The 21,165-nt window shown below is 46.8% G+C and carries 22 protein-coding genes and 5 tRNA genes; 22 read left to right on the forward strand and 5 right to left on the reverse strand.

What is annotated here, in order from left to right; all coding sequences use genetic code 11:
• The first annotated feature begins 314 nt into the window (after positions 1-314).
• The 20 genes from DESGI_RS06480 (at position 315) to DESGI_RS06575 (ending at position 12,653) form a co-directional block, all read left to right on the forward strand.
• Positions 315-530 (forward strand): helix-turn-helix transcriptional regulator, encoded by a 216-nt coding sequence (locus DESGI_RS06480; protein WP_006522664.1) that lies wholly within the window; start codon positions 315-317, stop codon positions 528-530.
• On the forward strand, positions 517-960 hold the full coding sequence (locus DESGI_RS06485) for a hypothetical protein (RefSeq protein WP_006522665.1): 444 nt from the start codon (positions 517-519) through the stop codon (positions 958-960). The genes DESGI_RS06480 and DESGI_RS06485 overlap by 14 nt, the downstream gene beginning before the upstream one ends.
• A 414-nt stretch (positions 961-1,374) precedes the next feature.
• Positions 1,375-1,950 (forward strand): RNA 2',3'-cyclic phosphodiesterase, encoded by a 576-nt coding sequence (gene thpR, locus DESGI_RS06490; RefSeq protein ID WP_006522666.1) that lies wholly within the window; start codon positions 1,375-1,377, stop codon positions 1,948-1,950.
• A gap of 224 nt (positions 1,951-2,174) precedes the next feature.
• Positions 2,175-2,789 (forward strand): flavodoxin family protein, encoded by a 615-nt coding sequence (locus tag DESGI_RS06495; RefSeq protein WP_006522667.1) that lies wholly within the window; start codon positions 2,175-2,177, stop codon positions 2,787-2,789.
• 195 nt (positions 2,790-2,984) lie between these two features.
• Positions 2,985-4,064, forward strand: coding sequence for a deoxyguanosinetriphosphate triphosphohydrolase (locus DESGI_RS06500; RefSeq protein ID WP_006522668.1), 1,080 nt, complete (start codon positions 2,985-2,987; stop codon positions 4,062-4,064).
• A 54-nt stretch (positions 4,065-4,118) separates the two neighbouring features.
• Positions 4,119-5,924 (forward strand): DNA primase, encoded by a 1,806-nt coding sequence (gene dnaG, locus DESGI_RS06505; RefSeq protein ID WP_041284802.1) that lies wholly within the window; start codon positions 4,119-4,121, stop codon positions 5,922-5,924.
• Entirely contained in the window at positions 5,921-7,039 is a 1,119-nt protein-coding gene (gene rpoD / locus DESGI_RS06510; protein ID WP_006522670.1) for an RNA polymerase sigma factor RpoD, read from the forward strand. Before dnaG ends, rpoD begins: the two co-directional genes overlap by 4 nt.
• Before the next feature lie 67 nt (positions 7,040-7,106).
• A tRNA-Asn gene (locus tag DESGI_RS06515) sits at positions 7,107-7,181 on the forward strand.
• 8 nt (positions 7,182-7,189) lie between these two features.
• Positions 7,190-7,264: transfer RNA gene (locus tag DESGI_RS06520), tRNA-Ile, on the forward strand.
• A 25-nt stretch (positions 7,265-7,289) separates the two neighbouring features.
• A tRNA-Glu gene (locus DESGI_RS06525) sits at positions 7,290-7,365 on the forward strand.
• Between the two features lies 1 nt (position 7,366).
• A tRNA-Val gene (locus tag DESGI_RS06530) sits at positions 7,367-7,442 on the forward strand.
• 53 nt (positions 7,443-7,495) lie between these two features.
• Positions 7,496-7,571: transfer RNA gene (locus DESGI_RS06535), tRNA-Val, on the forward strand.
• Between the two features lie 294 nt (positions 7,572-7,865).
• Positions 7,866-8,579: a DUF421 domain-containing protein gene (locus tag DESGI_RS06540; protein WP_006522671.1), complete on the forward strand. Its 714-nt coding sequence runs from the start codon at positions 7,866-7,868 to the stop codon at positions 8,577-8,579.
• A 129-nt stretch (positions 8,580-8,708) separates the two neighbouring features.
• Entirely contained in the window at positions 8,709-8,915 is a 207-nt protein-coding gene (locus DESGI_RS06545) for a DUF1657 domain-containing protein (protein WP_006522672.1), read from the forward strand.
• 161 nt (positions 8,916-9,076) lie between these two features.
• The gene (locus tag DESGI_RS06550; protein WP_006522673.1) at positions 9,077-9,286 is read left to right on the forward strand and encodes a DUF1657 domain-containing protein; all 210 of its coding nucleotides are present in this window, start codon (positions 9,077-9,079) and stop codon (positions 9,284-9,286) included.
• Positions 9,287-9,345: 59 nt separating this feature from the next.
• A complete protein-coding gene (locus tag DESGI_RS06555; protein ID WP_006522674.1) occupies positions 9,346-10,206 on the forward strand; it encodes a DUF421 domain-containing protein in 861 nt (286 codons plus the stop codon).
• Positions 10,207-10,238: 32 nt separating this feature from the next.
• Positions 10,239-10,718 carry a stage V sporulation protein AC gene (gene spoVAC, locus DESGI_RS06560; RefSeq protein ID WP_006522675.1) on the forward strand — a complete coding sequence of 160 codons (480 nt, stop codon included), beginning with the start codon at positions 10,239-10,241 and terminating at the stop codon, positions 10,716-10,718.
• Between the two features lie 5 nt (positions 10,719-10,723).
• The gene (spoVAD, locus tag DESGI_RS06565; protein ID WP_006522676.1) at positions 10,724-11,737 is read left to right on the forward strand and encodes a stage V sporulation protein AD; all 1,014 of its coding nucleotides are present in this window, start codon (positions 10,724-10,726) and stop codon (positions 11,735-11,737) included.
• A gap of 14 nt (positions 11,738-11,751) precedes the next feature.
• Positions 11,752-12,105, forward strand: coding sequence for a stage V sporulation protein AE (gene spoVAE, locus DESGI_RS06570; protein WP_006522677.1), 354 nt, complete (start codon positions 11,752-11,754; stop codon positions 12,103-12,105).
• Positions 12,106-12,200: 95 nt separating this feature from the next.
• Positions 12,201-12,653 (forward strand): YhcN/YlaJ family sporulation lipoprotein, encoded by a 453-nt coding sequence (locus tag DESGI_RS06575; protein WP_006522678.1) that lies wholly within the window; start codon positions 12,201-12,203, stop codon positions 12,651-12,653.
• A gap of 61 nt (positions 12,654-12,714) precedes the next feature.
• Here the strand turns inward: DESGI_RS06575 and DESGI_RS06580 are convergent, their stop codons facing one another.
• From DESGI_RS06580 to DESGI_RS06600, 5 genes are all read right to left on the reverse strand, one after another.
• The gene (locus DESGI_RS06580; RefSeq protein ID WP_006522679.1) at positions 12,715-13,338 is read right to left on the reverse strand and encodes a flavodoxin family protein; all 624 of its coding nucleotides are present in this window, start codon (positions 13,336-13,338) and stop codon (positions 12,715-12,717) included.
• A 298-nt stretch (positions 13,339-13,636) separates the two neighbouring features.
• Complete coding sequence (locus DESGI_RS06585; protein WP_006522680.1) at positions 13,637-13,855, reverse strand: hypothetical protein; 219 nt, start codon at positions 13,853-13,855, stop codon at positions 13,637-13,639.
• A 59-nt stretch (positions 13,856-13,914) separates the two neighbouring features.
• Entirely contained in the window at positions 13,915-15,141 is a 1,227-nt protein-coding gene (locus tag DESGI_RS06590; RefSeq protein ID WP_006522681.1) for a Ger(x)C family spore germination protein, read from the reverse strand.
• Positions 15,138-16,232 (reverse strand): GerAB/ArcD/ProY family transporter, encoded by a 1,095-nt coding sequence (locus DESGI_RS06595; RefSeq protein WP_006522682.1) that lies wholly within the window; start codon positions 16,230-16,232, stop codon positions 15,138-15,140. Before DESGI_RS06595 ends, DESGI_RS06590 begins: the two co-directional genes overlap by 4 nt.
• Before the next feature lie 14 nt (positions 16,233-16,246).
• Positions 16,247-17,887 (reverse strand): spore germination protein, encoded by a 1,641-nt coding sequence (locus DESGI_RS06600; RefSeq protein ID WP_006522683.1) that lies wholly within the window; start codon positions 17,885-17,887, stop codon positions 16,247-16,249.
• A 413-nt stretch (positions 17,888-18,300) separates the two neighbouring features.
• Between DESGI_RS06600 and DESGI_RS06605 the strand changes: the two genes are divergently transcribed.
• Positions 18,301-19,431, forward strand: coding sequence for a hydrogenase small subunit (locus tag DESGI_RS06605; protein ID WP_006522684.1), 1,131 nt, complete (start codon positions 18,301-18,303; stop codon positions 19,429-19,431).
• 139 nt (positions 19,432-19,570) lie between these two features.
• Positions 19,571-21,007 (forward strand): nickel-dependent hydrogenase large subunit, encoded by a 1,437-nt coding sequence (locus tag DESGI_RS06610; protein WP_006522685.1) that lies wholly within the window; start codon positions 19,571-19,573, stop codon positions 21,005-21,007.
• Positions 21,008-21,165: the final 158 nt, after the last annotated feature.

The following is a 21,165-nucleotide window of genomic DNA, read 5'->3' on the forward strand; positions in this document are numbered from 1 at the left end:
TGTGAAAAAACGGTATATAGTAATGGAAGAGCGTACAGCCTCAAGGGTGATAATGGAATAACTTTTATAAACATTACAGAAGGAATATTCTTCTCCGATGACTTGGTTAAAAAAGAGGAAGCTAAATAAATTCAAATACAACAAGGGTCAATCAAATAATAAAGTAAATACAAAATGGGTATTGTCTTTTAATAACTTTAAGAGGCATTACCCTTTTTCCCTTATTATGAAAAAATGTAAAGCAACCTTGACAAGAGGCGGCGAAACATCTATAATGGATGTAAAGGTAACTTGTCATGAAATGAGGTGGTTAAGTGGAAAATAAAGTTGAAGAGCTTAGAAAGCGTATAGGACTTAATCAAGAGGATTTGGCGAAGGCTCTTAAAGTTTCAAGACAAACAATTAGCTCAATAGAAACAGGGAAGTATAACCCCTCATTGGAATTAGCCTTCGCAATTTCAGACTACTTTAAAAAATCAATTGAGGAAATTTTTGTTTATGAAGGGAGAGGGGAAAATGAAAAAAAGTAATTTGTATGTAGGGCTGATATACCTATTTATAGGAATTGTTTGCCTGGTTATTGCGTTGAATTTCGAGTCTAGACTAGAAAGCCTATTATTTGGGTTTACAGGGGCAGGAATTTGCAGTGGAGCAGTTATCTTATGGAAATATTATTATTGGACAAGAGCGGAAAACAAAGACAGATATCAAGAAAAAATTGAAAATGAGAACATTGAATTACATGATGAAAGGAAAACCATATTGAGGGATAAATCTGGAAGATATGCGTATATTATTGGGTTGATAGTAATATCTATGTCTATTGTAATCTTTTCTATAATGGGCAGTCTTGATATAATAAAAAATTCCAAGTTTATTACGTTATATTTAGCTGGATTTCTGGTATTCCAATACGTTATAGGAATTTTAATGTATAACCATTTGAATAAGAAATACTGAATAAATGAAAAATAAGTGAACCTATAGAAACGTACAACATGTATGTATTGCGCATCAACAAATAACTTGTTTTGTATAAATGTTATAAGAAGTGTTCCATAATAGTAAAAAACAGCGATTGGTCTATTTTGATAGCGACGGCACAGGCCAAAGTTCAGAACGGCTAATTTTAGCGGCTTTAGCTTGCCTGTTTATCTTACTTTAAAGAGGGTCAGATGACCCTCTTTTATTTAGCGTCATTATTATGTTAAATATTTATTAACTAAAAAGGAAATTGGTAAAAAGTATAGAAGTACAATTAATCTCAGATGAACAAGAAAAAAAGCTTCTAATTTATAAAAAGTACTGGCTGCTGTAAGTTTAATTGTACAGGCTGTTTACAGTAAACAAGCTGCTATGTTGGACAGGCAGGTGATGCGGGTGCTGCAGTCACGTCTTTTTTGGGCCATAAATTTACCGGTGGATTTAAAAAGGAAGTTAGGAAATTTGCAATCCTGTTTGAAAACCGCCCCTGTTAATATTAAATGGGTTGAGCAGCACAACCTCCATTTGACTGTCAAATTCTTAGGTGATGTAGACGACAGCCGGGTTAGCGAAATTACCAGAGCTGTTAATGAAGCAGCCGGCGGTTTAGGTAGTTTTAAACTGGAATTGAGCGGGATAGGTTTTTTTCCGGGGCCGCGCCGCCCCAGGGTTATCTGGGTGGGGGTGCAGGGAGAAGTGCATAAGCTTCGCCTGCTGCACCGGCGGGTGGAAGAGTGTATGGCCGGACTGGGTTGGGATTCAAACAGTCAAGGCTTTGCACCACATTTGACCCTGGGCCGGTTGCGCACACCCCAGGGCGGTGAAATGTTGGCAGGTAAGGCAGACAAGCTTGCCAGCCAGCTGGGCGTTATTGGCAGTCTAACAGTATCCGGTATAGATTTGATGAAGAGCAGGCTTACCCGCAATGGACCGGTGTACCAGGTGCTGGTTTCGGTAAAAATATAAACCTGATCAGGTCGTCTGTATAAAACCTTTAATATAACCGGTAACGCTTGCCGGCGTGCTATCGATTAAACCAGGTGTCTTTTGGCATAAATCTTAGCTATTTGCATAAGTTTTATAAATTATTAGCAAAAAACCTTCTCATTTTGGCTATTACACTAGGTAGGGTGTATGTAAATACGTGTTTTTACACCAGATTAGCTCATTTATGGAAAGAGGGGATTCCTATGCTTATTATTGCTATAAATGGCAGCCCTAATGCAGAAGGCAATACTGCCCTGATGCTGCGGACCGCTTTAGATGAAATAACGACTGCGGGTGGTGAGGGGCATTTTATGCAAGTTTCTGATTTACTGGCCAAGGCTAAAGTGCCTTATTGCGTGGTTTGTTCTAATCCCTGTGAGGGCAGATGTTTCCGCGGCACAGCGCTGGAGGCTGCTTACGATTTGTTACGGCGCTGCGACGGCATAATAATGGGCAGCCCGGTATATTTCTGCACTGTTTCGGCCCAAATTAAAGCCTTTTGGGATAAAGCCCGTTACCTGCGCAAGGATAAAGCACTGCTTAATGTGGTGGGAGGTGCATTGTCGGTGGGCGCGGGCCGTTTTGGCGGTCAGGAATCTACTCTGCGGGCCTTGCAGGACATGATGCTTTGTCAAGGTATGACCGTGGTGGGGGATGGCTTTAATGATAATGATTCCGGGCATCTGGGTGCTTGCGCCCAGCGAATGGCCAAGGATGACCAGGATGGGCTGAAGCGCACCCGAATTTTGGCGCGGCGGGTGCTGGAGGTGGCACAGGCTACTGCCAGCCTGCGTGTCCACCGGACCCAGGGGAAGTAAAAGTATTGTTCTCCTGCCCCCGCTGGTCGTTTCGACAGGCTGCCGGGGGTATATTATTTACCTAACCGGAGTGTTCGGGCTGCTTCCAACTGGTTTAGTAGACGCAAAGCAAACTACTTAGACTTTTAAGTTAAGTTGGAGTAAATTAAAAGGCGATAAAATCCAAAAAATAACAGTTCGAGGGGTTGGGAGCGGGTGGAAATTCGTCAGCACACCGAGGCCATGGAAGATAACTATTTATCTCCATTTGGAGCGCGCAGCCATCGTTCAGTTGGCCGTCGCTTTTCTGAAGAACCGTGCCGTATTCGAACAGCGTTCCAGCGGGACCGGGATAGAATAATCCATTCTAAAGCGTTTCGCCGCCTCAAACACAAAACCCAGGTTTTTATTATTCCTGAAGGCGACCATTATCGCACCAGACTTACCCATACCCTGGAGGTGGCCCAGATAGCCCGTACGGTGGCCCGGGCATTGCGTTTAAACGAGGACCTTACCGAGGCCATAGCGCTGGGGCATGATTTGGGACATACTCCCTTTGGCCATGCCGGGGAAAACGCTCTTAACGAAATTATGCCGGGTGGTTTTAAGCACAACAGGCAAAGCCTGCGGGTAGTGGAAGAGTTAGAGGAGGGTACGGGGCTTAACCTGACCTGGGAAGTGTGTGACGGTATTTTACACCATACCGGTCCCGTACGCCCTTCCACCCTGGAGGGCCAGGTAGTTAAAATAGCTGATCGGGTGGCTTATATAAACCATGATATTGACGATGCCATCCGGGGCGGTATTTTACTGGTAGAAGATTTGCCCACATTTTGTTTGGATATATTAGGAAGAGAGCACCGCACACGTATTAATACAATGGTGACGGATTTAATTATAAGCAGCCGGGATAAGCCGTTGATCAGTATGAGCAGTACAGTGCATGAAGCCACGGATAAACTAAGGCAATTTCTATTTGACCATGTCTATATCGACTCCGAGGCCAAAGGGGAAGAGGGAAAGGCTCGGCATGTGTTACAATATCTATTTACCCACTGGGTCAAAAACCCCCAATGCCTGCCTGAGGAGCACCGTGCCAGATCCCAAGTTGTCGGCGTGGAGCGGGCGGTATGCGACTATATTGCAGGTATGACTGACCGTTATGCCATCGCCCAATTTAAGCAGCTTTTTATCCCTCGCTCTTTTGCTATCCCCAAAATAACTTCATTGTGCACGGCTTACGGTAAACAAAAAAATGTCGAACTCGGAAGGATAATTTATAGTGACAGCGAATAAATGTTAAACGACCAATATGTTTGCGTATGTGGTTCGGGTTGGAAGGTGATACCGGTGGGAGGTTTTATTCCTGAGGAAATAGTGGAGAATATTCGATTAAGGGCAGATATTGTGCAAATTATTTCAGATTACGTAACGTTGCAAAAAAAAGGCCGCAACTATATGGGACACTGCCCTTTTCACCAGGAATCCGATCCTTCATTTACAGTTACGCCCGATAAACAAATTTTTTATTGTTTTGGTTGTCATGCTGGTGGCAATGTATTTAAATTTATTATGCTTCAGCACAATTTATCCTTTCCCGAGGCGGTTAAAATGCTCGGTGAAAAGGTAGGGATAGCGGTTCCTGATGGATACAGCCCCCAGGTGCGGGAGCGTTTGCGCCGGGAGGAAAAAGCATGGAAAATAAACAATCTGGCCAAAGATTTCTTTCAATCTATACTGCTTCAGCATTCCGAGGCCGCTGCGGCTAGGGAATATATACATGGCAGGGGCATAAATGCGAATATCATCAAGGATTTTGGGCTTGGTTATGCGCCCGCTTCATGGGACACACTGATGAAATTCATGCAAAGCAAAGGTATTGGCGTGTCCGATTTGCTCAAGGTAGGGCTGGTGGTTAGCGGCGATCGCGGAGTATATGACCGGTTCCGGTCACGCTTGATGTTTCCCATAGCAGATGCCCGGGGTCGGGTGGTTGGTTTTGGCGGGCGTGTGTTGGGCGATGGATTGCCCAAGTACTTAAACACTGCGGAAACAGATTTTTTCAGTAAAGGTAAAATATTATATGGTCTTGACAGGGCTAGGCAAGCCATTAGAGAGATGAGGTACGTCGTTATTACCGAGGGTTATATGGATACCATAGCGGCTCACCAGTACGGTATGGCCAATACAGTAGCCTCACTGGGTACCAGTTTGACCAAGGAACACGGGCGTTTATTGATGAACTACACCAGGGAAGTGATTATTGCCTACGATGCTGACGCTGCGGGAGTGGCGGCAGCAGTGCGGGGACTTGACATATTACAGGAGTTGGGCTGCCGGGTTAGGGTGCTTTCCTTACCCGAAGGTAAGGATCCGGATGAATTTTTGCGGGCCCGGGGACTTGACCAATGGAAGCGGCAGGTGGAAAACGCCACACCGCTGGTTGAGTTCAAAATTCAAAGGGCCCTGGCTAAATATAATAATGGGCCTTTGGCCAGGGATGCTGTACTGGAAGAAGTATTGCCCGCCCTGGCAGCTATGCCCGGTGAGTTGGAAAAAAATGAAGCTATCCGGCTGGTTGCTGCCAGGTTATTTACTAGCTACCATGTGGTAGCAGAGCAGCTCCAAAAATTTTCCAACAGTAACCGAAAAAAAACAACAAAACCGGATAAAATTGCTAAAATTAAGCATAATATTAATAATAAAAGAATTGCCAATGATTTTGGTAAAAAAGCCGAATATGGATTAATAAGATTTATACTGGAAGATAATAAAGTTATAGATTTGGTTGCCGGTGCACTACCGGGCAATTTTTTTCAAGATGATTTTTGTCGTGAGGTTTATGCAAAAATAATAGATGCTTATAATCGATCATATGCGCATACATCATCTGTTGTACTTGATCACCTGGACGAGGAGTATCAGAAAAAGTTGAGCGCTATGTTAATTGAACCGGTTCCCGGCGAAAACCCGGAGCTGATTGTAAAGGGTTATATAAATGCCATTAAAAAACGACAGTTGTTGGAACACCGCCGGCAATTGCAGGATGCGCTGGCCGGTGCGGAAAAAGCCGGGGATTATAATGAAATTATACGCATATTACAGGAAATAGGATTTACTGATCAAACCCTGAAGGGAGGGGAAATGTTGCAATGAGCAGGGATGATTCCAAGGAAAAACGAATTGTCAAAAACGTTAAGGAATTAATCGAAAAGGGCAAAAAAAGGGGAGCCGTGACTTACCACGAGGTTATGGACAGTTTACAGGGCATAGAGCTCACCCCCGAGCAAATTGATGATGTATACGAGAAGTTGTCAGCCATGGGTATCGAAGTGGTTCCCGATGTTCAGGATATTGAGACCGTCAACGCTTCTCCCTTGGAAGAAGAAGATAACGACTCCAGTGATGATGTAGAAGTGGATTTAACCGTCCCCGAGGGCGTTGGTATAGATGATCCCGTGCGCATGTATTTAAAAGAAATTGGCCGGGTGCCCCTGCTGACGCCGGAAAGGGAAGTGGAACTGGCCAAGCGGATGGAGGAGGGCGACGAAGAAGCCAAGCGCTTGCTTGCCGAAGCCAACCTGCGTTTGGTGGTCAGTATTGCCAAACGGTATGTAGGCCGGGGCATGCTATTTTTGGATTTAATCCAGGAAGGTAATTTGGGCCTGATTAAGGCTGTGGAAAAGTTTGATTACCGTAAGGGATATAAATTTAGCACCTATGCCACCTGGTGGATCAGGCAGGCCATTACCAGGGCTATAGCCGATCAGGCCCGGACTATTCGTATTCCGGTGCATATGGTGGAAACCATTAATAAACTAATCAGGGTGAGCAGACAGTTGCTGCAGGAGCTGGGTCGTGAGCCGTTGCCTGAGGAAATTGCCAAAGAAATGGGTATTTCCGAGGAAAAGGTGCGGGAAATACTTAAAATTGCCCAGGAGCCTGTTTCGCTGGAAACTCCCATTGGTGAAGAGGAAGATTCCCACCTGGGTGATTTCATTGAAGACCATGATGCCCGGGCTCCAGCCGAAGAAGCTTCTTTTACATTGCTTCGAGAACAGCTAGATGATGTGCTGACCACGCTTACTGACCGGGAACAAAAAGTGTTGCGCCTGCGCTTTGGACTGGATGACGGCCGGGCACGGACCCTTGAGGAAGTGGGCCAGAAATTTGGCGTAACCCGGGAGCGGATTAGACAAATTGAAGCTAAGACACTAAGAAAGCTACGCCATCCCAGCCGCAGTAAAAAACTTAAAGATTACCTGGATTAGTTAAAAATTGCTTGATAAATTCTATTGACCGAGGGGTGTGTTTATTGTATAATAACTGCTGTAGCGTTCCTCGATAGCTCAACGGTAGAGCATCCGGCTGTTAACCGGAGGGTTGCTGGTTCGAATCCAGCTCGGGGAGCCAATCCCTCTGGGCCCATAGCTCAACGGTAGAGCATCCGGCTCATAACCGGCTGGTTCTAGGTTCGAATCCTAGTGGGCCCACCAGTGATTAGCAGTTAGTAATAAAGTAGGCCCCATGGTCAAGAGGCCTAAGACACCGCCCTTTCACGGCGGTAACCCGGGTTCGAATCCCGGTGGGGTCACCAAGGGCGATTAGCTCAGCTGGGAGAGCGCCTGCCTTACAAGCAGGATGTCGGCGGTTCAAGCCCGTCATCGCCCACCAATCAGTGAACGGCGCCGGAGTACAACTCCGGCGTCAAGTCTGAACAACTAAATGGGAGCATAGCTCAGCTGGGAGAGCGCCTGCCTTACAAGCAGGATGTCAGCGATTCAAGCCCGTTTGCTCCCACCAAAAAAAGCTAGCACCGAAGTCAATCTTCGGTGCTAACTTTTTTTATTCTAACCATTGGCTCTGTTGGTAATTCTTGATAAGGAGGTGGGTTCCAATTGTTGGCAACCCTTTGCCCAGCGGGATATTAACATGGTCACAAGTACTGGCTGCGTGTTTGGATATACTAAATAGTACCGGATTAACTTATTTGATTTGGTACAATAATGCTGGAAGTATAATTATACCGTTACGGGTAATGATATTTTATTAAAGTCGCCCCCCGGTTTGGGCAATACATAACAAAAGCAAAGGGGGATGCTTATCAATCCGTACATTGAAATACCGCTCCGAGCATTGTTTGCCTATTTATTTCTTTTGCTGTTTACACGGATCAACGGACGTGAGCAAATATCCCAGCTAACCTATTTTGAATATGTGGTGGGTATTACGATAGGATCCATAGCCGGCACTTTAACCACTACGCCCGAGGATCCATTCGGCCCCGGATTATTGGGCATGGCCGTGTGGACGATATTACCCATTCTTACGGGCTTGTTGGTATTAAAATCAGTGCCTGCCCGCAAAATTATCGAGGGTGAACCAATCGTCGTAATCCAAAACGGTAAGATTGATGAAGAGGCTTTGGCCAGGCAGAGGACTAATTTGGACGACCTCATGTTAATGCTCAGGCAAAAAGATATTTTTAATATCGGCGATGTTGAAAACGCAATATTTGAACGTAATGGTGAACTTACGGTACAGAGAAAAAGCCAGTTGAATCCGGTTACTCCGGCGGATTTAAATATCAGCACCCTGTACCAGGGATTGCCCACTACTTTGGTTCAAGACGGGGTAGTTATTGAAAACAGGCTGAAAGAAATCAGCTTGAGTAAAGACTGGCTTTTAAAAAAATTGCAAACGGAGCATGGTGTAAATGAAATTAGTCAGGTTAGCATTGCTCAGCTGGATACCAGCGGTAATTTATACGTTGATTTGAAAAACGCCAATCCAGAAAACAAACCGCACTAATTATCACAAACGTAAATAAGCTAAATTGGTTTTATGAAAATATTTGAAAAGTATTTTCCAGATATAAAATGCAGTTTCCGGGGCATTATTAAATTTGTAAAAATTAAATTTTTCAAGGGAGGTACTTCAATGACAGTAGCAACCCAAGTCAAACAAACCTTAGCGGGTCTTAAAAGTGCCCAGGCCAGTTTAGAAACCTTTGCCATGCAAACCCAAAACCAACAAGCTAAAGACCTTTACACTAACGCGGCACAGCAGACCCAAACCATTGTGAACAGTTTGGAGCCCAGGATTAATGAGATTGAGCAGCAAGAGCCCCAGTATAAAGGATTTTAGTAATGAAGTTTTTCGTTTGACCATCACACTCTGTTTGGTAATGGCTAACGTAAAACGCTTATGATACCAACCGGATCAGGCGATCCGGTTTTTCCATCTTTTTTCAGTTTGGTATATAAAACGGCATTACTATACAAAATAAGTTTGCAGGGAAGGTGATTATGATGACGGTGAGCGCCCAGGTTAAGCAAACGATTGCGAGCCTGAAGGGTACCAGGGCCACCTTGGAAAGTTTTGCCGACATCGAGCAAAACGACCAGGCTGAGCAGATATTATATAAAAATATAACGCGTCTTGAAGGCGTCATTAAAGATATGGAAAATAGACTAAGCGTCCTGGAGTTTGAGGAACCTCAGTACAAAGGTTTTTAAGTTACTATGATCAATAGTAGTTATCAAAAATCCTATTAATATACAAGGGGTTAATCAGCATGGTCGAATGGTTGGAAGTTTTACTGCGCTCCGTCGGCTTATTTGTGATAACGTTGTTCCTTGCTCGTTTAATCGGTAAAAGACAAACATCCCGGTTGACTTTTTTTGATTTGATTACCGCTATTGTAATTGGTGGAATCGCTACCGTTATATCTTTAAACTTGGTACCAAACCTGTTACATGGTTTGGTTGCCCTGGTGGTTTGGACCCTGCTCCCGGCACTTATTTACCTGCTGTCTATCAAATACAAAACGGTTAGGGATATTGTCCAGGGTAAGGAAACGGTACTGATCAACCACGGTAAAGTACTGGAAGATAAATTAATGGAGGCCCGGTATACACCGGAAGATTTGTTGAGCCAGTTAAGGAAGAAAAATGCTTTTAAAGTGGCCGACGTGGAATTTGCGGTGCTAGAGCCAACCGGTGAGGTCAGCGTGTTGCTCAAAAAGGATCAACAGCCTGTTACCCCCAAAACCGCCGGCCTTAATGTAGGCCTGGAAAGCGTGCCGCAAACCGTTATTATGGATGGCATTATCATGGATGAGCCCCTCACCGCTATGGGGCTAAACAGAAACTGGCTACACACCGAGCTGGAGAAAGCAGGTGTGGCTCCGGAAAATGTATTTATCGGGCAGGTGGACTCCACTGGCCAGCTGTATCTGGATCTGTTTGACGATGCTATCCAAGTGCCCAAGCCTAAAACAAAAGAACTTGCCTGGGCAACCATCAAGAAATGCCAGGCTGACTGCGAACTATACGCTCTGGGCGCCAAACAACCGGAGGCCAGGGAGATGTACGGTAAATCCGCTGCGGTACTGGCTGATGTGGTTAATGAGTTGGAACCGTTGCTTAAAAGATAATTAAGTGTAAAAAAATAGGGAGTGTATTAAACTTGTCTAATAAACAAAAAAAGAAATTAACCGCAGTACAGCAGGAATACCAATCTTTTGCCAAGGCCAGGGAACCCGGACGGCCGGTTGCCAAAAATATCATTCGGGCGTTTATTGCGGGTGGTATCATATGCATTATAGCCCAGGGGATATCGGAATTTTTTCTGTGGAACTTTGATTTTACGGAAAAAACAGTTGGTAACCCCACTGTAGCGGTGATGATTTTAATATCAGTAATATTAACTTCATTTGGCGTATATGACCATATCGCCCAGTGGGCAGGGGCCGGGACGGCGGTGCCCGTTACGGGGTTTGCTAATTCCATAGCCTCGGCGGCCATTGAGCACCGCAGCGAAGGGTTTGTGCTTGGGGTAGGGGGAAATATGTTTAAACTGGCCGGCTCTGTAATCGTGTTTGGCGTTTTTGCAGCCTTCGTTATTGCCCTGATTAAAACAACGTTGGCAATGTTGGGGGGGGGCTAGAAGAGATGTTGCAAGGTCACCAAACCTGGGTATTTAATAACCGGCCCACCATTATATCTGCAGCCACCGTGGGGGGCCCCTTTGAGGCGGAGGGTCCTTTGGCAAATGATTTTGATTTATTGCACGGCGACCTGTGGCTTGGGCAAGATAGCTATGAAAAAGCACAAAAGAAAATGCTGGAGGAAGCCTGTGAAAAAGCTATTCAAAAGGGTGGCCTGCAAAAACAAGATATCCAGTTTTTCCTTGCCGGAGATTTGCTGAACCAAATTATTTCCAGCAGTTTTGCTGCACGGACAATGGCGATGCCTTTTTTGGGACTATACGGGGCCTGCTCAAGCTCAATGGAGAGCCTTGCCTTGGGTGCTCTGATCGTTAACAGTAAAGCGGGTAATTATGTGCTTTGCGGCACTGTCAGTCACAATGGGGCGGTGGAAAAACAATTCCGCTACCCCACTGAATATGGCGCCCAGAAACCTCCCACTGCCCAGTGGACTGCTACAGCGGCCGGGGTAGCCCTGCTGGCAGCCGAAGGGGAGGGCCCCAAAGTTACTTGTGCAACCATTGGTAGAATAGTGGATATGGGTATTAGTGATCCTTATAACATGGGCGGCGCAATGGCTCCGGCCGCAGTGGATACTATTACTGCACATTTCAGGGATTTGCGTATTAATCCCCGGGAATACGACATTATTGCCACCGGTGACCTGGGGCGGGTGGGGCATGAAATTGCTTCTGATTTACTAAAAAAACATAACATTGATATACCTACAGAAATATTTACAGATTGTGGACTTCTGATTTATGGGCCGAACCAGCAGTCGGAAGTACTGGCTGGTGGCAGTGGTTGTGGGTGCTCAGCTGCCGTAACCTATGGGCATCTACTGAATAGGATGAAAAAAGGAGAGTTACGCAAGATATTAATTGTAGCTACCGGTGCCCTTTTATCTCCGCTGTCATACCAGCAAAAAGAAAGTATCCCATGTATTGCGCATGCCGTTTCCATTGTATCTAGCCAATAAAGGGGTGGTTTTATATGGAAACTTATTTTTGGGCCTTTGTGGTTGGCGGGCTTATTTGTGTGATCGGGCAGCTGCTGATGGATGTGGGTAAACTTACCCCGGCCCATACCATCAGCAGTATGGTGGTGGCGGGCGCCGTTTTAGCCGGCTTGGGACTATACGAACCGCTGATAGATTTTGCCGGGGCCGGGGCCACCATCCCAATTACTAGTTTCGGCAACTCACTGGTGCACGGGGCGATGGCCGAGGCTGAGCAGACCGGGCTGGTGGGCATTATTACGGGCATTTTTGAAGTAACCAGCGCGGGTATATCGGCGGCTATTATTTTTGGTTTCATGGCGGCTTTGCTGGTGAGGCCTAAAGGGTAAACAAAATGGGCTGAGATAGTTGATAAATATCGCAGGCAGCCGCGCAAGATTGGCTGGAGTGGGAGTAGATAAAAGGTGATGAGAAGGGTGACAGAATGAACAAACTCGTTAAAGCTGTTATTTTATCTTTAATTATATGTATTATAGGCGGTTGTGCGGTTAACATGCCCCAAAGGAAGCCGGAGCCACAAACGGGCCAAGTTGAAGGACAGGCCCATATCAATACTGAGCTGACAAAGCAAGTGCAGGAGGTCGCCTTGACGGTGCAGGGCGTGGAAGAAAGTATGGCTCTGGTGATAGACAACCAAATAGCCGTGGCCGTTAAAGTTACCGGATTTGACCGCCTGCGTTTAAAATCTATAAGACAAGAATTAAATAGCCAAATTAAAAGTATGGCACCCGAGTACGATGTGCATGTAAGCACTGACAAAAAGCTTTTTGCACAGCTACAAAAGCTGGCAGAACAAATAAAAAGAGCGCCGCAAGATAATTTGCCGGCGCAGATTAAAGATGACTACAATGTTATTATTGAAGATATGAACGGTTAAAACAAGGCCGGCGGCGGGTATTGAATACCATGCCGTTAGCTTTGTCTGTAACAATAATTGATTACTTGGACAAGGATCGAATAAGTTCAACCATGTTTCGGCCCAACTGTCGCGCTGCCAGCATGGCGGCTTCGTCTTCTTCTACACTCTTACGCCAGATCGCTTTGCCTTCCTTTACGTCAGCCAGCAGTGAGCCGGCCACTCCATCTGACATTATGGGCTTGTTCTGATTCCTGGCATCCACTAACGTCAGTCCTTGGGCAGACATGAAAAATGTCATGATACGCAGTGCCGCTTCCTGACCCCCGTTACGCAGCCCGGCGTTGGTGACTGCGGCACCTACCTTGCCAGCCAACATATTTCGGGTTACATGCAAGTAGCGGGTGCGGTCCATAAAGTTTTTCATCAGCGTAGTTACATTGGCCCAGTAGGCTGGCGATCCCAGCACAATACCATCCGCAGCCAATAATTTTTCACCGATGGCGGGCATATCATCATCAGTGATGGAGCACTGGTTTCGCCCCATGCATTTATTGCAGGAGCGGCAGAGCTTAATATTATAATCGGTTAACTCCAGCAGCTCAGTGGTCGCGCCCAGGTCGGCGGCCTCGGCCAGCAGTGCATTCAGTAATATGGCTGTATTTTTCCCTTTGCGGTGGCTTCCATTAATGGCGATAATGTACACTTAGCAAATCCCCCTTGTATATCAATTATGATTTTTCTGAAATCATTAATTAAATTAATTATATCATAATAAACGCGTTTTTAGGGTGGGGAAAAGCAAAAACGCCCCGCTAAGGGGCGATAATTAGGGAGTATTAAAAAGGGTAATTAGGAGAAGGGATTGTTAACACTTATATTTATATTTTAACCAAAATATAAACAATTTCAGTCAAATACATGACAATTGTGCATAAAAATCAGAACTTTAAACTCTTTTCACTATAATTCGGTTGCTTCGCTGATCACCGGTTTTGACAAACTCATTTTTTCAACCATTCGACCATTGGCTTGAAAAGTATTTCTATATATGTATTGGGGTTGGGAATCGTCATACCCAACGTCTGCGGTATGCTAAGCGCCATGCCGATAACCAGCAGAGCTGCAAAGGCGGTTAATTCCCGCCACATTTTTTTGCGTACCAAGCCTGGCACCTCAAGACCGATGATGCCCAAAAAAGCCAGTATCATTAAAAGAACCATACTTTCCTCCCTGATTCACCTATCTTAACTCGCTAGAGTTAAGTACTTTTTACCAGCTATTATTTAGAGAGTCTATTGGTCGTCAGGCCGGTGCGCCTTATATGGGCTTCAACCTTTAGATTGATGTCGGCACTGATAAATGCCTCATTCCACTCATCTTTCAGCGCTGGCCAGGCCTCTTTATATTTTCTATGAAAGGCTTGTCCAAAGCCAAATACGTCTACCCCATAATCATATTTAGCCAGCTCAATGACGGATCGGGCGTTGGCTTCAATGGCGCGGGCAGTGCTATTTTCAATGGCGGTAAAGATAGGCTCATCGGTTAATTCCTCCGTGGACTGCTGCTCTAAAAGAGCTCCGTCCAGGTTCATTTGCACATCAAACCAAATGTTTTGTCCATCATAAAAGGGTTCCACCCTAGTGCTGCCCCTGGTAATGTCAATGGATATTTTTTTATCCGGTTCGGATGGTGAGGGTACGGTGATTTCCCCGACGGTTATTTTGTCTTTAAGCCAGAGCAGCCCCCTGGTTTGGTGATAATCCAGCCAGCCCACCAGACGTTCATCATCAAATACCGCTGTGCCGGTGAGGGTGATTTCAGCATGGATTTTGGTGGATGGTTGCTGGGCATTTTGGGCCTCCGGAATATTTTCGTACATTACCGGGCCCTGGGGCGTGCCGGACGGGGTTAATTCCATGCGGGGAAGAACCGGGTTTACGCCTTTGTTCGCCAGCATCATGCTTAAATCCTTTAACATCACCGGCACGCCAACCCCTGCCCCGATCATGCGCCCGGCGGCTTGGGCCGAAGTATTTTCGAGCAGGGAGTGGCTGTTTAAAATATCTCGGGCCTGTCCCCTGGCCACTATTACCCAGATGGTTTCCCGGGAGTGGGGTGCGCGGGAGAAGAAGTTTATGGCTTTACGTATACCTTCTTTAGCTAGCTGCTCGCCTAAAACCAGTATCACAGTGTGACCCCAATAAATATGGCGGGATACTTTGCCCTCCAGGTACCTGGTGGCGTCCATTACTGTTTCACCCTCCTGAGAAATCACCCAGACATTGTTTTGCTGCCCTCCCCCCCCGATCTGTTGGCCGCCCTGGGAGCCGCCCAAGGCGCTGGGTCTGGCTAGCTCCACCGTGAGCAAGATATTACCTTCCGGGGTACTGTCCAAACCCGCAGCCAGCACTATGGCCAGATCACTTAATTCTTTGCGGCTCCAGCATCCCCCTAGGGGAAATACGAGACTGATTATTACCAGCAGGCAAATGGTTTTTTTCATCATTGCCTATTTCCTCCTTGTCTTCTAACCAGTGCGATTAAAAGCAGGGTTAGCGGTATGACCAATTCAAAGGTTAACAGCTCGTATGGCGATACGTTGCCAAGGAAATGCGTTAACTCAAGCATATTTTCAGCCACGGCTATAGAAAGGGCTATTAGTATCACACCCACGGGCAGCACTAGTGGCCGGTAGTCTTTAAGGTTTAGCCACTGGGCGAAACCTAATACTGAAACATAATAGAAGATGGATATTTTTAGTAACCCTCCGATTATCCAGATGGCCATGATTATTGGTTCCGGGCGGTCAATGAAATTGGCTATATTAATCACCCTGGCGGCATTTAATACGGGAAAATTCATATTGCTGAAGACGGGGCCAAAGACGGCCACACTGGCCACTGCCAGCAGCGTAAAAAACAGCCCCACCAGGGGTATGGTAATAACGGCGGTGTGTCGGGTTTGTCCGGGTTGAGCTAAAAAGGGGATCAACATGGCAAAGGTGATAATTTCTCCCATCCAGCCCCAGGGAACGATGGCGCCCTTAAATATTTTTACGGTTTCGGCTTCAAAAACCGGTAGAAACCGTTCTAGTTTCATCTCCGGCAGAGCCAGCAAAAATATTAATATTACTGAAATTAATATGATCGGCAAAAAAATTTGGTTTACCCGGGCCAGAACTTCCAAACCGTTTTTTACGGTGTAAGCAGCCAGGGCCGCTCCTAAAATGTTAATAACAATCAGGGGCGTTTCGGGCATAAAAACATCTATTAGAAAATTACCATATTCCCTGATCATTATCGAACAAATATGGATAAACCACAGTAAGTATAGCAAACCAAGCAGCTTACCGGGCCACTTGCCCAGTATGTCCTCGGTGTATTCCACCAGTGTTTTGCCTGGAAATAAAGTGCCCAGACTGGCCGTGACCCACGCAATGGGCAGAGCCAGCAGTGTGGCCAGCAGCATGGACAACCAGGCGTCCTGCCGGGCATGCACGGCGGCAATAGCCGGGACAGCGAGCATTGCCGTGGCGATAATCATGGTTATATTTAAAAAAACAGCCTGTCCGCTGCTAATTTTGCCACCTTCCAGCAACTGTTTTACACCACCTATTTATTTTTGGGCTGCGGGGGCCGTGGTTGCATCCCCGGTGCTTCTCGCTGCGGGTTGTTTTGACCAATTAAATGCGGTCGTTTGCGCATGGCCCACCAGGGGGCCCGCACCGCCGAGTCCTTCAAATCCTCAGTAATAACAGGACCCAGCGGTGCCAGGTAGGGAACCCCAAAGGAACGTAAACTGGCCATGTGCACCACCATGGCGATTACGCCCCCAACTATGCCGAACAGCCCAAAGGATGCCGCCAGGAACATGAGCGGAAATCTTAACAGCCGAAAAGTGAAGCTGCCGCTATAGTAGACCGTGAAGGAGGCCATGGCCGTTAAAGCAACCACGATAATGGTAGCCCCGGCCACCAGCCCTGCCTGAACTGCGGCCTGGCCTATAATTAGCGCGGCTACGATGCTCACGGCCTGGCCCACGTCCCGGGGCAGCCGGATGCCGGCTTCCCTGATAATTTCAAAGGCTAATTCCATTAATAATGCTTCCACGAAAACAGGGAAGGGCACTGCCTCCCGCTGGGCCGCGATACTTAACAGCAGAGGCGTGGGCAGCATTTCATGGTGAAAAGAAACAATAGCAATATAAAGAGAGGGCAGCGTCAAAGCGATCACCATGCTGATAATCCGCAGCATGCGCACGCCGGACATGAAAAATGATTGCTCATAATAGTCTTCCGGTGTCTGGATGGCTTCAATGAATAAATAGGGTGCCACCAATACCATCGGTGTGCCGTCCACCATAATAGCCACCCGGCCCTCTAATAAATTGGCGGCAACTCGATCGGGACGGTCGGTGTGTGAAAGAGTGGGGAATACGGAAAAAGGGTGATCGCGGATCAGCTCTTCTATATAGCCCGATTCCAGCACTGCGTCAATTTTAATTTTCGACAGTCTGTTTTTGACCTCCTGAACCAGTCCGTCGCTTGCAATACCTTTAATGTAGATAACTGCTATATCGGTTTTAGTTACTTCCCCCAGCTGCAGCGCCTCAATTTTTAGGTTGGGATTTTTAATTTTGCGCCTGAGCATAGAAGTGTTGGTGCGTAGTGTTTCCACAAAAGATTCCCGTGGCCCTCGCACCACCGTCTCGGTTTTTGATTCCTCAATGGAACGGGCCGCCCAGCCCCGGCTGCCGACGATTAATGCGGTAGCATGCCCGTCCACCAATAGTATACTATCTCCGGACAAAATCGCATTGATTACGTCCTCCAGCTTTTGGCTTTCCTGTAATTGATGCACACAAAGACCGCGCATTTTAATGTAGTGCCAGGCATTTTCTTTGGTTATGGCCGCCTTGTCGGTAGCTGTAGGCACTTCCAGGGATAGTGTCCGCATAATTTGGTCGCTTACCTGGCTTTTATCGGTCAAACCATCAATATAAATCAAAGCAAGTTTTATATGTTCTCGCTGAGCAAATAAAAACTCCCGAAAAATTATGTCATTACATTGGTTGAAAATTTCCTTTAGGCTCCGGAGATTGTCTTCTATATCGCTACTTAAAGTCCGGCTTTGGGAAGTGTGGCCCGGGCCGCTTTGGCGCTGGCTATTTTGACCGCCGCTGGAGTTAACCGGCTTTTGGACCGGGGTGTTTAAACGGCGGGGTCGTCGGAATTTGTTAAAAAAAGCTGCCATAGGACAACTCCTTGTAAATTTGTTTATTAGCTTAGCTTTGAAAAAAGGGTATTAGCATAGCAAAGGTGATAATTTCCCCCGCCCAAGCCCAAGGGGCGATGGCACCCCGGAAAATAACTACCGCATTGGCTTCGAAAACCGCAGAAACCTGTTGGTATTCATCTCCGGCAGTAACTTTATTCTGTGTAGTTGGTGGTGTTATTATGAATTATTTTAAAAGATTACCAAGCTATTCTTAAAGAAAAAATATCTACTGTTGTTGCCAAAAAAGTGTATTGTTGGCAGGTATGATTAAAAATGTGGCAATGGGAGCCAGTATATATAGAGTTATTCTTATTCGGGTAAATTTTATATTGGTTTAATGGGAGACATATTTCTAGTTATCCTGGGAAACATTGTTTTAGGTGGTATAGATGATTGAAAAAGAAAATTTCAAAAAAAAGTTTAACAAAAGTGGCTTGGTGGTATCTAAAACCACCAACCAACTGGTGGGCAGTTTGCTGGCCGGAGACAAAAAGAAACGTCCTCCGGTGCTCTGGCTGGGTACCAATACCTGTGCGGGAGACAGTATATCTTTTTTAAACTCTCTGGATCCGGGTTACCGGGCTATTATTACGGATTTGATAGATTTTCGTTATAACCAATTTGTCATGACCGCCGAAGGGGATATGTGTACGGGCGTACTGAAAGAAACTCTGGCTAAGCACGCCGGCGAATATATATTGATTGTAGAGGGCACTGTGCCTACCCGATCCAATGGGCTGTATTGCGTAGTCGGCCATCGTAACGGGGAACCGTACACGGCCCTGGCGGCGGTGCAGGAACTGGGCGCGGCGGCAGGGTATGTGGTGGCAGTGGGCACCTGCGCCGCCTTTGGGGGGCCTTATGCAGCCCATCCCAATCCTTCGCATGGTAAAAGTGTTCAGGAAGTGCTGACCCGGCGGGTCATTAATGTGCCGGGCTGTCCGGTGAACCCGGGCTGGATTGTAGGCACCCTGGCTCACCTGGTGTGGTATGGTGAACCTGAGCTGGATGATTATAACCGACCCACGCTGTTTTACGGGGAAACCATTGATAACCTGTGCCAGCGCCGGCACTATTTCGACAGCGGTATATTTGCCGATCAATTGGGGGAGCCGTGGTGCATGTACAAGGTGGGCTGCAAAGGGCCGGTAACCTTCGCAGACTGTCCTTACCGCCAGTGGAACGGGGAGCACGTCAATTGGCCCGTTAAGGCCAATACCCCCTGCATAGGTTGTGTAAGTCCCGAGTTTCCAGAGCACACCATGCCTTTTTTTGAGCACCTGCCGGATATACGCCTGCCCGGTATTACCGTAAATGCCAACCGTATAGGGGCCATAACCGGCACCCTGACCGCCCTCGGCCTTGGCACTCACCTGGCGACCAGTGTTATAAAGGGACGGCTGCCCAAAACTATTAAAAAGGGTTTAGCACCTCCCAAATTAGGTCTCGAGGTGCTGCAGAACACGCCAGCGCAAAAGTTAGTAGATGGTATTAAATATAAATTAAAGAAAAGGCATTAATCGGGCTAGATATAAATTCGGGTGCATTCCTAAATCCTAAAAAATATTGGTAATTGGTGTTAATTTGGGATTGAGCGAGAATAAAGGAAGAGTAGTTTTAACCTCACAAATCAGCTTGAAAGGGGGTGCCAGTCATCAAATGAAAAAGATTACCATTAATCCGGTGACCAGGGCCAACAGTCCCTTTGTGGTGGAAGTTACGGTATCCGGTGGCAAGGTGGTGGAAGCCAGATGCAGTGTTCAGTTTTTCAGGGGGTTTGAGTTAATCTTAAAGGACCGGGACCCCCGGGACGCCAGTTACCTTACCGAGCGGGTGTGCGGTATTTGTTCCGCCGCTCACGGTACAGCGGCAGCCTTTGCCTTGGAAGATGCCGCCGGGGTACGACCGCCCCATAACGGTAATGTATTGCGTAATTTAATTTTAGGCGCGGATTTGCTGCAAAATCATATCAGGCATTTTTATCTTTTAAGTTTGCCCGATTTCATGCGGGGACCTGACCTGCATCCCTTTGTGCCTGGTTATAAAAAAGACTTCAGGCTCAATGGCCGAGACAACGAGGCTATGTTGCAAAACTACTATGAAGCATTGGAGATAGCACGGCTGGCCCATGAGCTGGTGGCCCTGTTCGGCGCAAAAGCACCATTCCCCCATAGTATACTGGCCGGGGGCAGCACCGTAGCACCTGCGGTGGATGTAGTCCTAAATTTCCGCTCCAAACTGCAAAAAATAAACGATTTTATTGCCAACCGGATGATTGCTGATGCCCATACCCTGGCCGATGTTTATGCTGATTACTATACCATTGGTGGCCGTAAAGCCGATATGCTGATATTCGGCCTATTTCCCCGGGATCAAAACGACCAGGGAAGGTATTTCCCCTTCGGGGTGGTGCTGGACGGGCAGGTGTGTCAAATGGACTCTCAGGCCATTAAGGAAGATCTAAGCCATGCCTGGTATGAAGATAACGGCGAAAATTCCGGCGTTTCTAAAGTAATGCGTAATCAAGAAGTACTAAATGATCAAACAGCGCCCGACCGGGATAAACAAGGGGCTTATTCTTGGGTGAAAGCACCCCGTTATAACGGCAGGGCAGTGGAGGGGGGACCCCTGGCCCGGCTATGGGTAAGCGGTGACTACCGCCGCGGTGTTTCTACAATAGACCGGATAATGGCCCGGGTGTTGGAAACCCAAAAGGTGGGCCAATTAATGGAGGGGTGGTTGAAGGAACTGCGCCCCGGAGAACCTGTGTATAAAACTTTTAAAATCCCTCAAAAAGCAGTCGGAGTGGGCTTAACCGGTGCCATGCGCGGTCCTCTGGGCCACTGGCTGCGTATTGAAAAGGGACGCATTGCCAATTACCAGATCATTACCCCCACGGCGTGGAACATGTCCCCCCGGGATGCAGAGGGGCAGCTCGGCCCAATGGAACAGGCCCTTTTAGATACACCGGTGGCGGATGAAAACGAGCCCATAGAAATCAGCCGGGTGGTCCGCGCTTTCGACCCCTGCTCGGCTTGCGCCACCCATGTGATTGCACCCGGCAAATCATTGCGGGAGTTTATGATTTCTTTGTAAGTAGTCTTGGGGTTTTATAAGCTTGTTATTAGACCAGTTTGTTGAGCTTTGTTACGCACAGCATAAAATAGCGCCCGGGAACCTTATCTATTAAGGATCTCAGGCGCTTTTTTTTAACTGAAACATTAAAGTTTATTAACTTGATCGTAATTTGTCAG

This window comes from Desulfoscipio gibsoniae DSM 7213, from assembly GCF_000233715.2.
Taxonomy (GTDB): domain Bacteria; phylum Bacillota; class Desulfotomaculia; order Desulfotomaculales; family Desulfallaceae; genus Sporotomaculum; species Sporotomaculum gibsoniae.

Excerpts from the sequence above, each read along its gene's own strand:
- DESGI_RS06585 (WP_006522680.1), bottom strand. The coding sequence starts at position 13,855 with ATGGTTCTTTTAATGATACTGGCTTTTTTGGGCATCATCGGTCTTGAG.
- DESGI_RS06550 (WP_006522673.1), top strand. The coding sequence starts at position 9,077 with ATGATGACGGTGAGCGCCCAGGTTAAGCAAACGATTGCGAGCCTGAAG.
- DESGI_RS06575 (WP_006522678.1), top strand. The coding sequence starts at position 12,201 with ATGAACAAACTCGTTAAAGCTGTTATTTTATCTTTAATTATATGTATT.
- DESGI_RS06495 (WP_006522667.1), top strand. The coding sequence starts at position 2,175 with ATGCTTATTATTGCTATAAATGGCAGCCCTAATGCAGAAGGCAATACT.
- DESGI_RS06610 (WP_006522685.1), top strand. The coding sequence starts at position 19,571 with ATGAAAAAGATTACCATTAATCCGGTGACCAGGGCCAACAGTCCCTTT.
- DESGI_RS06540 (WP_006522671.1), top strand. The coding sequence starts at position 7,866 with ATGCTTATCAATCCGTACATTGAAATACCGCTCCGAGCATTGTTTGCC.
- DESGI_RS06555 (WP_006522674.1), top strand. The coding sequence starts at position 9,346 with ATGGTCGAATGGTTGGAAGTTTTACTGCGCTCCGTCGGCTTATTTGTG.
- rpoD (WP_006522670.1), top strand. The coding sequence starts at position 5,921 with ATGAGCAGGGATGATTCCAAGGAAAAACGAATTGTCAAAAACGTTAAG.
- spoVAE (WP_006522677.1), top strand. The coding sequence starts at position 11,752 with ATGGAAACTTATTTTTGGGCCTTTGTGGTTGGCGGGCTTATTTGTGTG.
- thpR (WP_006522666.1), top strand. The coding sequence starts at position 1,375 with ATGCGGGTGCTGCAGTCACGTCTTTTTTGGGCCATAAATTTACCGGTG.
- DESGI_RS06605 (WP_006522684.1), top strand. The coding sequence starts at position 18,301 with ATGATTGAAAAAGAAAATTTCAAAAAAAAGTTTAACAAAAGTGGCTTG.
- DESGI_RS06485 (WP_006522665.1), top strand. The coding sequence starts at position 517 with ATGAAAAAAAGTAATTTGTATGTAGGGCTGATATACCTATTTATAGGA.
- DESGI_RS06590 (WP_006522681.1), bottom strand. The coding sequence starts at position 15,141 with ATGATGAAAAAAACCATTTGCCTGCTGGTAATAATCAGTCTCGTATTT.
- DESGI_RS06545 (WP_006522672.1), top strand. The coding sequence starts at position 8,709 with ATGACAGTAGCAACCCAAGTCAAACAAACCTTAGCGGGTCTTAAAAGT.
- DESGI_RS06600 (WP_006522683.1), bottom strand. The coding sequence starts at position 17,887 with ATGGCAGCTTTTTTTAACAAATTCCGACGACCCCGCCGTTTAAACACC.
- spoVAD (WP_006522676.1), top strand. The coding sequence starts at position 10,724 with ATGTTGCAAGGTCACCAAACCTGGGTATTTAATAACCGGCCCACCATT.